Here is a 14,506-nt window from a genome sequence, read left to right as displayed (position 1 = left end):
GTCCTCCCCGTCCCCCATCCGATGGCCCCTGCAATCCCCGAGGCCGGCACCTTCGCCGCCCGCCCGGCCCCGGTCAACGCGCCGAGGCGCGGCGGCGGCCGCATGACAGGCCTGCCCCTTCCCTCTTGCCGAGACCATCGTCCTGCCCTAATCGACGGATGGATTTCCAGCGCGGTTCATCTTGTCCCTCTCCCTCGGCATCGATACCGGCGGCACCTTCACGGACGCGGTCCTGTTCGACCCGGACCGCGGCGTCGTCGCCGCCGCCAAGCGGCTGACCACCAAGCACGATTTGGCGCTGGGCATCGGCGCCGCCATCGACGCGGTGCTGCAGCAGCACCCGGCGGAGATCGGCTTCGTCGGCCTGTCCACCACCCTCGCCACCAACGCCGTGGTCGAGGGCCAGGGCAACCCGGCCTGCCTGATCCTGATCGGCTATCCCGAGGCGGCGCTGGACCGCGCCGGGCTGCGCGAGGCGATCGGCGGCGACCCGGTGGTGGCCGTTTCCGGCGGCCACCGCCCGACCGGCGAGGAGCAGGCGCCGCTGGACCTCGACGCCGTCCGCGCCGCCATCCTGCGCCACGCCCCGGCGGTCACCGCCTTCGCCGTCGCCGGCTATTTCGCCGTGCGCAACCCGGCGCATGAGCAGGCGGTGCGCGACCTGGTGCGCGAACTGACCGGCAAGCCGGTGACCTGCGGCCATGAGCTGACCTCCGGCCTCGACGCGCCGCGGCGGGCGCTGACCGCGCTCCTGAACGCCCGGCTGATCCCGCTGACCGATTCCCTGATCCGGGCAGTGCGCGGCCGGCTGGACGCCCGCGGCATCAAAGCGCCGCTGATGGTGGTGAAGGGCGACGGGTCGCTGATCGCCGACCGCTTCGCCTTGGCCCGGCCGGTCGAGACCGTGCTGTCCGGCCCCGCCGCCAGCGTGGTCGGCGCCCGCTGGCTGACCGGCCGCGACGACTGCTTCGTCTCCGATATCGGCGGCACCACCACCGACATCGCGGTGCTGAAGGACGGCCGGCCCCTCTTGAACCGCGAAGGCGCCCAGGTCGGCGGCTGGCGCACCATGGTCGAGGCGGTGGAGATCCGCACCTTCGGCCTGGGCGGCGACAGCGAAGTGCGGGTCGAGCCGGGCGTCGGCCTGGCCGTCGGGCCGCGCCGGTCGGTCCCCTTGAGCCTGCTGGCGCAGCAGCATCCGGAGATGCTGGCGGTGCTGCGGCGCCAGGCCGAGCGGCCCGAGGGCATCAGCCTGGACGGCCGCTTCGCCCTGCGCCTGCGCGCCCTGGACACCGAGGCCGACACCCTGTCGGCACCGGAGCGGCGGATCTGGGAGGCGCTGGCCGATGGGCCGCAGCCGCTGGAGACGGTGCTGACCAGCCATCTGCTGGACCGGCCGCTGGAGCGGCTGGTGGCGCGCGGGCTCGTCATCCTGTCCGGCTTCACCCCGACCGACGCCGCCCATGTGCTGGAGCTGCATGACGGCTGGTCGGCCGAGGCGGCGCGGCTGGGCGCGATCCTGTGGACCCGCCGCCCGGCCGAGCCCGGCTGGACGCCGCCGGCCGATGCCGAGAGCTTCGCCCGGTCGGTGCTGGAGCGGCTGACCGCCGACAGCGCCCTGGCGCTGGTCGAGGCGGCGCTGGCCCGCGATGGCGTCGCCGACCCGGCCCGAGAGGCGCGTGGCCTGCTGCCCCGCCGGGCCGTGGCGGGCAACGCGTCGGCCCCTGCCCTGCTGCACCCGACCTTGACCCTCGGCCTGCCCCTGGTCGGCATCGGCGCCTCGGCCGCGACCTATTATCCGGAGATCGCCCGCCGCCTGGGCACGGAGAGCGTGGTGCCGCAGCATGCCGGCGTCACCAACGCCATCGGCGCGGTGGCCAGCGGCGTGCTGCAGACCGTCGCCATCACCATCACCGCACCGGAGGAAGGCCGCTTCCGCGTCCACGCCCCGTCCGGCATCCGCACCTTCGGCAGCCTGGAGGACGCCGCCGCCCATGCCGAGGCCGAGGCGCACGGCCGGGCCGAGGCCCTGGCGCGTGAGGCCGGCGGCCAGGCGGTGGCGGTGACCGTCACCCGCGCCGACCGGGTGGTGTCGATGGCCGGCGGCCTCGACATGTTCGTCGAGAGCACCGTGACCGCGACGGCCGCTGGGCGCCCGCGGATGGGGTGAGGCCTCTCCCTTCATTGTCATTGCCGGGCTTCGGGGGCGACCTGGAGTGGCTTCGCCATCGCTCCCGACATCGTCATTGCGAGCGCAGCGAAGCAATCCAGGGGCCAGTGCGAACCGGCCCCTGGATTGCTTCGTCGGCTTCGCCTCCTCGCTTCGCCTCCTCGCAATGACGAAGACAGAGTCACTTGACTCATATGTTCCTGTTATGTTCTCATTGCCGAATGGTCGATGCCGACACCAGGACCGAGACTGCGCTTGCCGCTTCGCCGGACCCGGCCGAGGCCGACGACGCGATCCTGTCCGGCCTGATCGAGCTCAGCATGGCGATGGCCCGGGCGTTCCAGGCCGACGCCATCGCCGCCCTGCAGGCCGGCGACCTCGACCGCGCCGGCAAGGCCGAGACCCATTTCAGCCGCCTCTTCCTCGGCATCCGCCGCGCCATTGCCCTGAGGGCCAAGCTGTGCCAGCAGCGGGAGGAGGCCCTGCGCGCCGGCGAGCGGGACCGGGACGACCAACTGGCCCTGGTGGCCGACCGGCGCCGCCGCGTTGCCCAGGGCGTCACAGAGTCCATCGCGGCCGCGACCGCCGATACCGAGACTCGTGAGCAGCGGACGGCCGAACTCTGGGAGAGGCTGGCCGGCGACCATGCCGGCCGCCTCGACACGGCCGACAGGGCCCTGCCGATCGAAGCCCTGATCCGCAGCCTGTGCCGCGCCCTCGGCATCCCGCCCGACCGGGCCGCGATCGCCGCGGCCATCGCCGGAACGGCGGAGGCTGCCGGCACGGCCGGGGCGGAGACCGCTCGACAGTCGCCCACACAGGGCTGGTTCCACCCGGCGGACGCGCCCGCCGCCGGCCGGCCTCCGCCGAAGCCGCCGGGACCGGACAGCAGTTAGCCGAACAGCCGCCGCTTCCGCGCTAAGCGTCGTTCGCGTTGCCTCTCCCGCTTGCGGGAGAGGTCGGAGACGCGAAGCGGCTCCGGGTGAGGGCCTTGCGGCGGCAATGCCAGGATCATTGCTTCAGGACATGACGGATCGTGCGCTTGCTCGCGTGAGATCCGTACGCTTGGCAGAACCGCTGGCCCTCACCCGGTCGTCCTGCGGACGCCCGACCTCTCCCGCAAGCGGGAGAGGCAACGCGTACCCGCGACCGTTCTAGGCCGCGCCCCTCAGAGACCGTTTGGAAATGCGCTGGCGTGAGTCGGCTGGCGGTGGTTTCGAGAACCGGCGCGCAGCGGACGTTTGGGTCCGTGAGCACCGGAAGCGCAGAAACCGCCGTCAGACGGCCGCGCCAGTAGTATTTCCAATCGGTCTCTCACATCAGCCGGCTGGTCACCACGAAGTACAGCACGAAGATCACGCCCAGCCCCCAGACCACCGGGGTGATGCCGGCGCGGCGGCCGAGGCCGAGGCACAGCAGGATGTAGGCGAAGGTGCCGATCGCCATGCCGTTGACCAGGTTGGCGCTGAGCACCGTCACCAGCAGCATCAGCACCACCGGCACGGCGCTGGCCAGGTCCGACAGGTCGACCCGCGCCAGCCCCTGCAGCATGAAGATGCCGACCACCACCAGCGCCGGCGCCGTGGCCTGGGGCGGGATGATGACGAAGACCGGCCAGATGAACAGCGCCAGGATGAAGCAGGCCGCGACCACGACCGAGGTCAGCCCGGTGCGGCCGCCGGCCTGGACGCCGGCGACGGATTCGATGAAGGCCGTCACCACCGAGGTGCCGAGGATCGGCCCGACGATGGTCGCCGTCGCGTCGGTCGAGAAGGCGGCGGTGGCATTCGGGATCGACCCGTCCGGCTTGCGCAGATTGGCCGCGCCGGTGACGCCGATCAGCGTCGCCAGGGTGCTGAAGAACTCGCCGCACAGGAAGTAGAACAAGAGCGGCAGCGCCACCAGGAAATGCGAGACCAGATAGCTGAAATCGAGCGCCAGGAACGTGCTCTCCGGCCATTTCGGCAGGGCGAAGACCGAGGCCGGCAGCGTCGTCACCATGGTGCCGTCCGGCTTCAGCGGCACGAAGATGCCGATCACGGTCAGGGCGGCGATCGACAGGATCAGCGCGCCCGGCACGCCGCGGGCGACCAGCACCGGGGTGACCAGGATGCCGGCCAGGGTCAGCAGCACCGCCGGGCTGGCCAGGGAGCCCATCTTCACGAAGGTGTTGGGGTCGGCGACGACGAAGCCGGCGGTGCGCAGGCCGATGAACACGATCAGCGTGCCGACCGCGGCCTGGATGCCGACCTTCAGCGCGTCCGGCACCTCCTTCGCCACCTTCTCGCGCAGCTTCGACAGGCTCAAGGCCAGGAAGATCACGCCGGTGACGGCGACCATGGCCAGCGCCCCCTGCCAGGGGATGCCCATCTGCTTCACCATCACGAAGGCGAAGATGACGTTGGATCCCATGGCCGGCGCCACGGCCAGCGGCAGGTTGGCGGTCAGCCCCATCATCAGGCTGCCGAAGATCGCGGCGAGCGCGGTGGCGATCACCAGGTCGCCGCGGTCCATCCCGGCGGCGGACATGATCGCCGGGTTGACGGCGACGATATAGGCCATCGCCGCGAAGGTGGTGACGCCGGCGATCACCTCCTGCGGCAGCGAGCTGCCGCGCTCCGACAGCCTGAAGCGGCGGTCGAGCCAGCCACCCGTGGACGACGCCGGTGCATTGGAAACGGTCATGAGCCCCCCTCGCCCGGGTCTGCGCCGGGTCGGTTCGAAAGAACGGCGCTCCCCCTACCAGATGACGGGGTGGGTCTCCCCGCTCTGCACATTGACGAAGCCCTGCGGCGCCTGCTCGCAGGGCGCCACCAGGACCCAGCGCCACGGCGCGCAGGTCAGGGTGGCGAAGATCAGCCGCTCCGGGAAGCCCGGGAACCAGCGCGGATGGAAGGTCGGCTCGTACATCCAGTCGATGCCCTCGGCCGCGGCATAGAGCGCCTGCATCTCGGCGTCGAGCGCCTCCGGCGGCCGGCAGCTCATCAGCCCGCCGATCTCGTAGCGCACCGTGGCCAGCACCCGGCCGTCGCGCACCAGGGCCCAGCCGCCCTGCTGCTCGGTCAGCGTGTTGACCGCCAGCGCCATCGCCGCGTCGGAGGAGCCGGTGACCCAGATGTTGTGCTTGTCATGCGCGACCGAGCAGGCCAGCGCCGTGTCCGGCGTGCGCGGGCCGCAGCCGAGCCAGAACATCTTCGCCACCCGCCCGTCGCCGGAGAAACGGTCGACGATGGCGAATTTGGTGATGTTGCGATCAGGATCGCGCTGCACCGCGCCGTCGCGCACCGGCAGCTCGGCGGTGATGAAATCGTCGGCCCAGTGGAACGGCCGCAGCAGCGCCGCCTGCATGGTGTCGCGCCCCGGCGCGGCCGGCAGGGTGAAATCCGCCGCCGCCAGGTCGCGCCGGATGTTGACGGTCTGCCGCGCCCAGTCCGGCCAGTCGATCGCCGGCACCGGGCCGGTGTAGCGCTGGCCCTCCGACACCGGCTGCCCGTCGGACCAGACCTCGGCGATCCCGAGGGTGGCGACGTCGGACAGCAGCACCACATCGGCATAGCGCCCCGGCGCCAGGCTGCCGACCCAGGGCGTCAGCCGCATGTGCCGCGCCGGGTTCAGGGTGATGCACTGGATCGCGATCTCCGGCGCCAGCCCGTGTTGGATCGCCAGCCGGGCGTTGTGGTCGGTCGCCCCCAGCTTGAAGGTGTCGGAGACGCTGCGGTCGTCGGTGGTGAAGGCCAGCTGCGACCAGTCGGCAAGGCCCTTCCCGATCAGCCAGGGGATCACCTCCGGCATCGAATAGGGCCGCAGCTCGACGAAGATGCCGTGGGCCAGCTTCTCCCACACCTCCTCCGGCGTCCATGCCTCGTGGTCGGAGGCGAGGCCGGCGGCGGCGAAGGCGCTGATCGCGGCGGTGTCGCGCAGGCCGGCGCCATGGCCCTCGACCACGCCGCGCTGCTCGAAGGTGGCGCGGATCATGCCCCACAGCCGCGGATAGGACGGGTTCTCGGGATTCCAGACCGCCGGCCAGTCCATCACCTCGTCCAGGCCGGCGACCATCAGGCTCTGCTTCAGGAAGCCCTTCTGCTCGTCATAGCCGTACCAGCCACCGCCCCATTCATAGGCGGTGGGCGGCACCGCCGAGCCCGGCAGCGGGAAGATCTTGAGCGGCGAGCCGCGGCGCCGGGCCTCGAACCAGAAGGCCAGGTTGTTCGGGCCGTCGACATTGGAGAATTCGTGGCTGGCCTCGCACGTCCAGGTGTTGCCGCGCGGCAGCACCAGCGCCGCCTCCCATTCCGGGGTCAGATGCGTGCTCTCGATATGCTTGTGCACCTCGCCGAAGCCCGGAACCGCCGCCAGATCCGGCTTCTCCACCCGCCGCGCCGCGGTGCCGGGAAAGGTGCCGGCCGGCCCGGTCCAGGCGATGCGCCGGCCCTTGATCGCGATCTCCTGGTCCTCGCGCCACGTCCGGGTGTGGACGTCGAGCAGCCGGCCCACCCGCAGCAGCGTGTCGGCCGGGCGCTTGCCCAGCGCGGTCAGCACCAGGTCCTGGCGGATCGCCACCTCGTCCTCGGCACCGATCAGCAGGTCGTCGGGCAAGGAAGGCGCGTTCGCCATGGCCGGTCTCCGAAAGAGGGTATGTCCGACCTTTACGCCTCCCCTCTTGGACCCGCCAGTCTCTTTTCCAGGTGTCGCAGATGAACTTCTCCAGGGACCGCTGCTGGCCCAGGAATGGCGGGGAACTCCGCTTTCCCGATCCAGGCCATCTCACCATCAAATTCCGAAAAACTTATCTGAAAATTCAAACTACAATGCCATCGCAACAAATATGAAACACAAAGGAACCGTTGATTTTATTTCTCCTATAAAGACCAGTCACCTTAACAAAAGTTTATCTGATCCCGGCTATAGCTCTCCTGGTCAGTGATTCCCTTGACTGTGGGACAGCCATCTCCGCCTCAGGCGTTCGCCGACCGGCATGGCGCAGACCCCAGCTCGACGGACAGCCAGCAGGAGACCCGACCATGACCGACACCCCCACCCGGCGCCATGTCCTCCAGGGCGGCGGCGCCGCCCTGGCCCTGGGCGCCATCGGCAGCCTGGGCGCGCTGTCGCAGCGCCAGGCGCAGGCCGCCGCCACCGGCGAGAACTGGACCGCCCCGGTCCGCAGCCCCTACGGCCCCCTGGCCCCGGTGGCCGACGAGAGCACCGGCCTGAAGCTGCTGCTGCTGCCGCCGGGCTTCCGCTACAGCTCCTTCTCCTGGACCGGCGACCGCATGGCCGATGGCCAGCCGGTGCCGCGGGCGCATGACGGCATGGCGGTGATGCACGGCAAGGGCGGCCGCTGGTTCGATTTCGGCTTCGGCCATGGCCACGGGCACGGGCACGGGCACGGGCACGGGCATGGCCGCGGCGACGAACTGGTGCTGGTCCGCAACCACGAGATCAGCGCCGCCGGCACCATGATCACCGCGCCGGGCACCTACGACACCGGCACGGTCGACGCCAGCGGCTCGCGCGCCGGCGGCGGCACCACCACGCTGCGCTTCCGCAACGGCCGCTGGATCTCGGCCGAGGCCAGCCTGGCCGGCACCACGCAGAACTGCGCCGGCGGCCGTACGCCCTGGGGCACCTGGCTGAGCTGCGAGGAGGTCAAGACCAACGCCCGGTCCAGCGCCGGCCGCCGCCACGGCTATGTGTTCGAGGTGCATCCGGAGGCCGAGCGCACCACCGGCCGGCCGCTGACGGCGATGGGCCGCTTCAGCCATGAGGCCGTGGCCATCGACCCGCGCACCGGCATCATCTATCTGACCGAGGACGACCGCAACAAGTCGGGCCTGTACCGCTTCATCCCCGACGACCGCTCCGGCCGATACGGCGCGCTGGAGCATGGCGGCCGGCTGCAGGCGGCCCGCGTGCGGCGCAAGCCCAATGCCGACCTGGTGGTCGCCCATGTCGGCGACACCTACCAGCTGGAATGGGTCGACATCGAGCAGCCGGACATGGACGCGGTCACCGCCCCGGTCGGCTTCCCCGATATCGGCGCCGGCGAGATGCTCAGCGGCCCCTTCGCCCAGAGCTGGGCCGAGGGCGGGCTGCGGATGAGCCGCGGCGAGGGCATCTTCTACGCCGACGGCCGCATGTTCATCGTCGACACCAGCACGGGCAAGGAGCCGAGCGGCCGGCTCGGCCGCGGCTACGGCGCCGTCTGGGTGCTGGACCTGTTCACCCAGCGGCTGCGGGCGCTGTTCGTCAGCGACAGCCAGATCGCGGCGCACAACCCGGACAACGTCACGGTCAGCCCGCGCGGCGGCGTGGTGCTGTGCGAGGACCCGGACGCGGCGCCGGCCGGCAGCCCGGACAATTTCGGCCCGGGCACCCGGCTGGTGGCGCTGACCCGGACCGGCGCGCCCTTCTACCTCTTGAAGAACAATGTCGAGCTGACCGCCGGCCAGATCGCCGACGCCGGCAAGACCATCGCCGAGGGCGACTACCGCAGCAGCGAGTTCGCCGGCGCGTGCTGGAGCCCGGAGGGCCGGACCCTGTTCGTCAACATCCAGACGCCGGGCATCACCTTCGCCATCACCGGCCCGTGGGAGCGCGGCCCGCTCTGATCGCGGCACCGGGCGGCCGATGCCGGTATCGGCCGCCCGGCCTCACAGGATCTCGAAGACGTCATAGGCCACACCGTTCGGCCGGCGCTCGCCGACGCCGACCGCCACGATCCGGTTGAGCCAGGCATGGGCGGGCGAGGCCGTTTCGAAGAAGGGCGCGATCCGCAGATAGTAGTCCGACCGCCCGACCGCCTCGCCCCGCGCGATCCGGTCGCTGACCTCCGGCGCGGCATGCCGCACGCCGCGATAGGTCATCAGGATCAGCGCCCCGTCCCGGGTCCGCAGGGTCAACCGGACATCCTGCTGGAGCGACCCGTCCGCGCGGGTCAGCAGCAGGTCCGAGCCGCCATGCGGCAGGATTTCTCCGGCCAGCCGCTCGCCTTCGAATGTTCCGCCCGAGACCGGCACGACCCGGCGCTCGCCGGCCGGGGTCAGGCCCAGCTCGTGGATGGGGTGAAGGGCGATCGAGAGGCTGAACAGCGGGCGCGACGACAATCCGGTCATGGGGATCTCCGTTGATGCGGGAGGCCCCATTGAACGCCGGCGAGCCCGCCGGCCCAAAGCGAGCGAACTTGCCCGTCATCTTAAGCCGGCCTTAACATGAGCCATGCTGAAACGCCTGCCGGCCCTGGAATCGCTGCGCGTCCTCGAAGCCGGCGCCCGCCACGCCAACTTCACCCGGGCGGCGGCCGAGCTCGGCGTCACCCCGGCCGCCGTCAGCCTGCGGATCCGCGATCTCGAGGCGGAGCTCGGGGTGAAGCTGTTCCGCCGCTCCGGCCCGATCGTGATTCCGACCGAGGCGGGCGCGGCGCTGGCGGGACGCGTGGCCCAGGCCCTCGGCCTGATCCGCTCGGCGGTCGAGGACTGCCGAGGCGCGGCCGAGCCATTGCGCGTGACCGCGGTGCCGACCTTCGCCATGCGCTGGCTGACGCCCCGGCTCGCCGCCTATCACGCTTTGCCCGATGCCGTTCCGATCGAGCTCGATGTCTCGGCCGAACTGCGGGAAGGCTTCGACATCACGATCCGGACCGGGCCTGGCGGCTGGCCCGGTTTCGAGGCGACGGCCCTGATGCCGGTCGAGGCCACGCCGATGCTGAGTCCGGCGCTGGCGGCGGGGCTGTCGTCGCCCGCGGATCTGGCGGCCCTGAAGCTGCTGCCCCATCCCGACTGGCGGCGCTGGTTCCGCGAGGCGGGCATGGAGGCCCCTGCCCTACGCTTCTACGCCGACGACTACCCGACGCATGAGCTGGACGCCGCGGCCGCCATCGAGGGCGCCGGAGTGGCGCTGCTCTCGCCGCGCCTGTTCGGGCCGCTGCTGCGCGACGGCAAGCTGGTGCAGCCCTTCCCGCATGTCATCCGCGGCCCGGCCGCCCATCACATCCTGCTGCGGCCCGGGGAGGCCCGGCCGGCGGTGCTGCGCTTTCGCGACTGGCTGGTGGACGAGGCGCGCCGCCCGGATGCCGGTTCTATGCCAGCTGCTTGAGCATGTAGCTGGTGTCCTCCAGCACGCCGGCGGGCGAGCAGGCATGGCCGGGGACGATGCCGAACAGGCGGAAGCCGAGGCTCTCATACAGCGCCTCGCCGCTGTCGCCGCGCCTTGTGTCGAGCAGCAGCAGGGTCCGGCCGTGCCGGCGGGCCAGATCCTCCGCCGCCAGCATCAGCCGCCGGGCGATGCCGCGGCGCCGGGCCGCCGGATGCACCAGCAGCTTGGCGATCTCGGCCCTATGTGTGCCGTTGGCCGGCATGCCCAGCACCAGTTGCACGGTGCCGACCGTGCGCCCGTCCAGCCGGGCCACGATCAGCCGCCGGGCGCCGCTGCGGAAGGCGGGCTCCAGCCCCAGCCAGAAGTCCCGCGCCGCCTCGACCGTGAAGGGCAGGACGAAGCCGACGCTGGCCCCGTCCAGCACGCAGCCATGGAGCACCCGGGCGAGGTCGTCGAGATGGGCGGCGAGATCGTCGGGCTCGACCTCCGCCAGGGTGACCGTGGATGGGACGGCGGTGTCGGGCATGGCGGCGCTCACGGCTTGCACAGGGCGATGACGTAGTGGGCCGGCTGCGGGCCGGGACAATGGAAGCGGGTCGGGCCGAACAGGCGGTAGCGCAGGCAGTCGCCCGGGCCGAGCCGGTGGACGGTGTCGTCGACCAGCAGCTCCAGCTCGCCCTCCAGCATCCAGACATGCTGCTCGATGCCGTGGATCGGCGGCGTGTCGTAGCTGACGACGGCGCCGGGCGGCAGCACGCCTTCGACCAGCTCGCCACGGAAACCGGTGGCGGGCGGCGAGACGCTGCGGCGGCGGAAGCCGGTCTCGGGATCGGTCCAGCCCGGCTGCTCCTCCCGCCGCAGCAGCTGCGGCGGGTCGGTCTCGACCTCGGCGATCAGGCCGGACATGGTGCGGCCATAGGCGGTGCACAGCCGGCCGAGCAGCGAGGCGGTCGGGCTGGTCTCGCCGCGCTCCAGCCGCGACAGCGTCGCCCGGCTGATGCCGCTGCGCTCGGCCAGCGCATCCAGGGACCAGCCCTGCTCCGCCCGCAGCGCCGCCAGGCGCGCGGCGAGCCGGGCATCGACCGGCTCGAGTTCACTGGTGATGTCGAATCTCATGATCGGGAAATTATCCCGATCGTGAGATATCACGCAAGAGGGCTTACGGCACCGGCGGCGGGGCGAAGCGCGGGTCGCGCGGTTCGTCGGCCGGGAACGGCCGGGGCGAGCCGGCCACGACCTCGTTGGCCGGATCGTCGAGCGTGAACAGCGCCAGGCCGATGACGCCGATGTTGCGCGGGTCGCCCTGCGGCGTGTTGGCGGCATAGGCATCGCCCGGCGCGGCGAAGCGGAACGCGGCCACAGCAAACTCGCTTTGGCGGAAACCTTCGATCACCACCATGTCGCCGGGGCGGACCACATAGCCGCGACTGGCGACGGAGCCGGGCCGCCCACGCAGCACATCGAGCCCATCCACCGTCGCCACAACCTCGACCGTCTGCCGGCCGCGATTGCTGAGAGCGAGCTGATAGGCGTCACCGGACCGGCCGCGGAGCCGGAACTCGCCATTCGCCATACGCGTCACGGGCATCGCCCGCCCCCGAGCATCGAGCACCGTCCATTCGACCCAGCCATAGGCGACGGGCAGCCGGCGGATGCGGGCATTGACCGTTCCCGCGGAGAAGCCGCCGTCATACCGGATCGTCACGTGAGCGTCAGGGCTGGACCACAGGCGATCCAGCTGGACGAGGCGGACCGTGGACGGGATCGTCTCTCCCCATTGCGTGCCGAGCCGCTGTGTCGGCGCCGGCTCCGGGACACCCTGGACGATGTCGATCCTCCGGCCGCCTTCGGCCGCGGCCAGGCGGCTGGCCCCCGGAGACAGCGTGTCCTGATGCACCGTCGCGGTCTCGGCCACGACCGCTGGCGGCGCCGGCCGCGACGACACGCAGGCAGCCAGGGCCAGCATCAGTCCGGCCGCGAAAACCTTCGACAGAATGCGCATGATCTCTCCCCCGAGATATCCAGCGCCGCATCATCGGTCCCGCTCTGCGGCGAAGCCGTGGCGGGGCAGAGGTGAATCGAGGGCCGAGCAATCCCGGTACAGTGGCGCACCGGCGGCCCTGCTACCGATCCGAAGCGCGCCCGATCGCGCCCAGACGGAGACGACCATGCCGCTTCGCCGTGCCCTGCCCCTGATCGCCCTCCTCGCCGCCCCCGCCGCCATGGCCGCGGACGCGCCGCCCGATTGCCGGGCGCCGGCCGCGCTGGACGATGGCTGGGCGGTCGCCGCGCCCGCCGATGAGGGCTTCGACCCGGCGACGCTCTGCGCGGTCGGTCCGGCGGTGGAGAGCCGCAACGCCCATGCGGTGCTGGTGGTGCGGCATGGCACGCTGGTCTATGAGCGCTATTTCACCGGCGAGGACGAGCGCTGGGGCCAGCCGCTGGGCCGCATCCCGCACGACGCCGCGACCAAGCACGATCTGCGCTCGATCACCAAGAGCGTGACTTCGCTGCTGGTCGGCATCGCCGTCGACTATGGCTGGATCAAGGACATCGACGCGCCGGTGCTGTCGCTGCTGCCGCAATACGCCGATCTGCGCTCGCCGGAGAGGGACCGCATCACCCTGCGGCACCTGCTGACCATGTCGAGCGGCCTGGCCTGGAGCGAGGACCTGCCCTACAGCGACCCGCGCAACAGCGAGCGCCTGATGTCGGACGCGCCGGACCCGTACCGCTATGTGCTGGAGCAGCCCTTCGCCACAGCGCCTGGCGAACGCTGGACCTACAGCGGCGGGGCCACGGCGCTGCTGTCGGCCGTGCTGGAGCAGGTATCGGGCCGGCCGCTCGACGTGCTGGCGCGGGAGGTGCTGTTCGCGCCGCTCGGCATCGACGACGTCGAATGGGTGCGCTATCCGAATGGCGACCCGGTCGCCGCCTCCGGCCTGCGGCTGCGGCCGCGCGACATCGCCAAGATCGGCCGGCTGGTGCTGGACCGCGGTGCCTGGCAGGGCAAGCAGATCGTGTCGGCCGGCTGGATCGCGCAGTCGACGACGAAGCAGATCGCCGCCGAGGACGAGATCGACTACGGCTTCCAGTGGTGGCTCGGCCATTCGCAGATCGACGGGCAGGAGTTGCGCTGGGCCGCCGGCGTCGGCTGGGGCGGCCAGCGGCTGTTCCTGGTGCCTGATCGCGACCTGCTGGTGGTGGTCACCGCCGGCCTCTACGGCCAGCCCGACGCGCAGGACGCGCTCGGCCGCGATGTGCTGGAACGCTATGTGCTGCCGGCGGCGCGGCCATAGGACCGATTCTGAAATCGGTCGGTGAATATTGGCGCGTGATATGGTATGAATACAGGCGGAAGCGGAGAAAAGACGACCTGAACTCTTGAACCATCGCGATTGTCGAGATGTCGATGCTTACGCGCTTCCTGCTTGCCGCCCTGCTGTCGTTTCTGATGCTCGGGTGCAGCCGGTCCCCTCCTCCGGCATCCACGGTCATCGCCGGGACATCGGTCGATGTCGACGCCGAATTCGCCCGGCTTCAGGCCAGTCTCGCACAGGAGGTGCCGGGCGCGATCACGGATTCGGCCGAATCCGGCCAGCGCTGGGCCGCCCTGGCGCAGCGCGCGGTCGCGTCCCGCGGCCAGGCCATCCGCCGGCCGCAGCTGCTGATGGTGGTGGACCGCAACCCGGCGGTGCAGGAGATGCGCCTCATGCTGGCCCGCCCCTCCGGCGCCTGGCAGAGCCTGGGCGGCGCCCGGATCTCGACCGGGCAGGAAGGCCGGCACGGCTATTTCATCACCCCGACCGGCGTGTTCCCGCACACCGATGCGATCCTGGACTGGCGCGCCGAGGGCACCTTCAACGCCAACGGCATCCGCGGCCTCGGCCTCAAGGGCATGCGGGTGTGGGATTTCGGCTGGCAGACCGCCGAGCGCGGCTGGGACGCCGATGGCGGCACCGCCGAGATCCGGCTGCTGGTGCACGCCACCGACCCCGCCGTCCTGGAGCAGCGCCTCGGCCGGCCCGCCTCGAAGGGATGCATCCGGGTGCCGGGGCCGATGAACGTCTTCCTCGACCGCCATGGCATCCTCGACAGCGATTATGAGGCGGCGGCGAAGGCCGATCCCCGCTACGAGGCCGTGCTGCGCCCCGACCGCAGCCCGACCCCGCTGGCCGGGACCATGCTGGTGATCGTGGATTCCACCGCAGGCCTGGTGGCCGCGGCGCAGCCCCGGTAGCC

Annotated in this window: 12 protein-coding genes; 6 read left to right on the top strand and 6 right to left on the bottom strand. The window is 71.4% G+C overall.

Annotated elements, in window-relative coordinates:
• Nucleotides 1-181: 181 nt before the first annotated feature.
• Together BWR60_RS13265 and BWR60_RS13260 are read left to right on the top strand one after the other, a co-directional pair.
• A complete protein-coding gene (locus BWR60_RS13265) occupies nt 182-2,170 on the top strand; it encodes a hydantoinase/oxoprolinase family protein (protein WP_088151499.1) in 1,989 nt (662 codons plus the stop codon).
• A gap of 221 nt (nt 2,171-2,391) precedes the next feature.
• Nucleotides 2,392-3,066, top strand: a complete 675-nt coding sequence (locus tag BWR60_RS13260) for a hypothetical protein (RefSeq protein ID WP_088151498.1) — start codon at nt 2,392-2,394, stop codon at nt 3,064-3,066.
• Nucleotides 3,067-3,484: 418 nt separating this feature from the next.
• Here BWR60_RS13260 and BWR60_RS13255 read toward each other — a convergent pair whose 3' ends face one another.
• On the bottom strand, nt 3,485-4,855 hold the full coding sequence (locus BWR60_RS13255; RefSeq protein ID WP_088151497.1) for an NCS2 family permease: 1,371 nt from the start codon (nt 4,853-4,855) through the stop codon (nt 3,485-3,487).
• Nucleotides 4,856-4,909: 54 nt separating this feature from the next.
• Nucleotides 4,910-6,784 (bottom strand): adenine deaminase, encoded by a 1,875-nt coding sequence (locus tag BWR60_RS13250; RefSeq protein ID WP_088151496.1) that lies wholly within the window; start codon nt 6,782-6,784, stop codon nt 4,910-4,912.
• A 407-nt stretch (nt 6,785-7,191) separates the two neighbouring features.
• On the opposite strand from BWR60_RS13250, the gene BWR60_RS13245 reads away from it, so the two are divergent.
• The gene (locus tag BWR60_RS13245; RefSeq protein ID WP_088151495.1) at nt 7,192-8,781 is read left to right on the top strand and encodes an alkaline phosphatase PhoX; all 1,590 of its coding nucleotides are present in this window, start codon (nt 7,192-7,194) and stop codon (nt 8,779-8,781) included.
• A gap of 42 nt (nt 8,782-8,823) precedes the next feature.
• Here the strand turns inward: BWR60_RS13245 and BWR60_RS13240 are convergent, their stop codons facing one another.
• Nucleotides 8,824-9,285: a DUF3237 domain-containing protein gene (locus BWR60_RS13240; protein WP_088151494.1), complete on the bottom strand. Its 462-nt coding sequence runs from the start codon at nt 9,283-9,285 to the stop codon at nt 8,824-8,826.
• Between the two features lie 103 nt (nt 9,286-9,388).
• Between BWR60_RS13240 and BWR60_RS13235 the strand changes: the two genes are divergently transcribed.
• Nucleotides 9,389-10,264, top strand: a complete 876-nt coding sequence (locus BWR60_RS13235) for a LysR substrate-binding domain-containing protein (protein ID WP_088151493.1) — start codon at nt 9,389-9,391, stop codon at nt 10,262-10,264.
• Here BWR60_RS13235 and BWR60_RS13230 read toward each other — a convergent pair.
• From BWR60_RS13230 to BWR60_RS13220, 3 genes are read right to left on the bottom strand one after another with little or no spacing between them, the layout of a single operon-like run.
• A complete protein-coding gene (locus BWR60_RS13230) occupies nt 10,248-10,790 on the bottom strand; it encodes a GNAT family N-acetyltransferase (protein WP_088151492.1) in 543 nt (180 codons plus the stop codon). The two genes, BWR60_RS13235 and BWR60_RS13230, sit on opposite strands and share 17 nt — an antisense overlap.
• Nucleotides 10,791-10,798: 8 nt before the next feature.
• Complete coding sequence (locus BWR60_RS13225; protein WP_088151491.1) at nt 10,799-11,380, bottom strand: helix-turn-helix domain-containing protein; 582 nt, start codon at nt 11,378-11,380, stop codon at nt 10,799-10,801.
• 43 nt (nt 11,381-11,423) lie between these two features.
• Complete coding sequence (locus tag BWR60_RS13220; protein WP_144445616.1) at nt 11,424-12,266, bottom strand: hypothetical protein; 843 nt, start codon at nt 12,264-12,266, stop codon at nt 11,424-11,426.
• Between the two features lie 166 nt (nt 12,267-12,432).
• On the opposite strand from BWR60_RS13220, the gene BWR60_RS13215 reads away from it, so the two are divergent.
• Together BWR60_RS13215 and BWR60_RS13210 are read left to right on the top strand one after the other, a co-directional pair.
• Entirely contained in the window at nt 12,433-13,563 is a 1,131-nt protein-coding gene (locus tag BWR60_RS13215; protein WP_144445615.1) for a serine hydrolase domain-containing protein, read from the top strand.
• Between the two features lie 107 nt (nt 13,564-13,670).
• Nucleotides 13,671-14,504: a L,D-transpeptidase gene (locus BWR60_RS13210; protein WP_144445614.1), complete on the top strand. Its 834-nt coding sequence runs from the start codon at nt 13,671-13,673 to the stop codon at nt 14,502-14,504.
• Nucleotides 14,505-14,506 lie beyond the last annotated feature (2 nt).

Origin of the sequence: Inquilinus limosus, assembly GCF_002195995.1 — a bacterium.
Lineage (GTDB): Bacteria > Pseudomonadota > Alphaproteobacteria > DSM-16000 > Inquilinaceae > Inquilinus > Inquilinus limosus_C.
Note: the sequence above shows the minus strand (reverse complement) of the source record. Positions and strands in the feature narration are given on the sequence as shown.

Excerpts from the sequence above, each read along its gene's own strand:
- BWR60_RS13235 (WP_088151493.1), top strand. The coding sequence starts at position 9,389 with ATGCTGAAACGCCTGCCGGCCCTGGAATCGCTGCGCGTCCTCGAAGCC.
- BWR60_RS13215 (WP_144445615.1), top strand. The coding sequence starts at position 12,433 with ATGCCGCTTCGCCGTGCCCTGCCCCTGATCGCCCTCCTCGCCGCCCCC.
- BWR60_RS13230 (WP_088151492.1), bottom strand. The coding sequence starts at position 10,790 with ATGCCCGACACCGCCGTCCCATCCACGGTCACCCTGGCGGAGGTCGAG.
- BWR60_RS13255 (WP_088151497.1), bottom strand. The coding sequence starts at position 4,855 with ATGACCGTTTCCAATGCACCGGCGTCGTCCACGGGTGGCTGGCTCGAC.
- BWR60_RS13240 (WP_088151494.1), bottom strand. The coding sequence starts at position 9,285 with ATGACCGGATTGTCGTCGCGCCCGCTGTTCAGCCTCTCGATCGCCCTT.
- BWR60_RS13225 (WP_088151491.1), bottom strand. The coding sequence starts at position 11,380 with ATGAGATTCGACATCACCAGTGAACTCGAGCCGGTCGATGCCCGGCTC.
- BWR60_RS13245 (WP_088151495.1), top strand. The coding sequence starts at position 7,192 with ATGACCGACACCCCCACCCGGCGCCATGTCCTCCAGGGCGGCGGCGCC.
- BWR60_RS13250 (WP_088151496.1), bottom strand. The coding sequence starts at position 6,784 with ATGGCGAACGCGCCTTCCTTGCCCGACGACCTGCTGATCGGTGCCGAG.
- BWR60_RS13220 (WP_144445616.1), bottom strand. The coding sequence starts at position 12,266 with ATGCGCATTCTGTCGAAGGTTTTCGCGGCCGGACTGATGCTGGCCCTG.
- BWR60_RS13210 (WP_144445614.1), top strand. The coding sequence starts at position 13,671 with ATGTCGATGCTTACGCGCTTCCTGCTTGCCGCCCTGCTGTCGTTTCTG.
- BWR60_RS13260 (WP_088151498.1), top strand. The coding sequence starts at position 2,392 with ATGGTCGATGCCGACACCAGGACCGAGACTGCGCTTGCCGCTTCGCCG.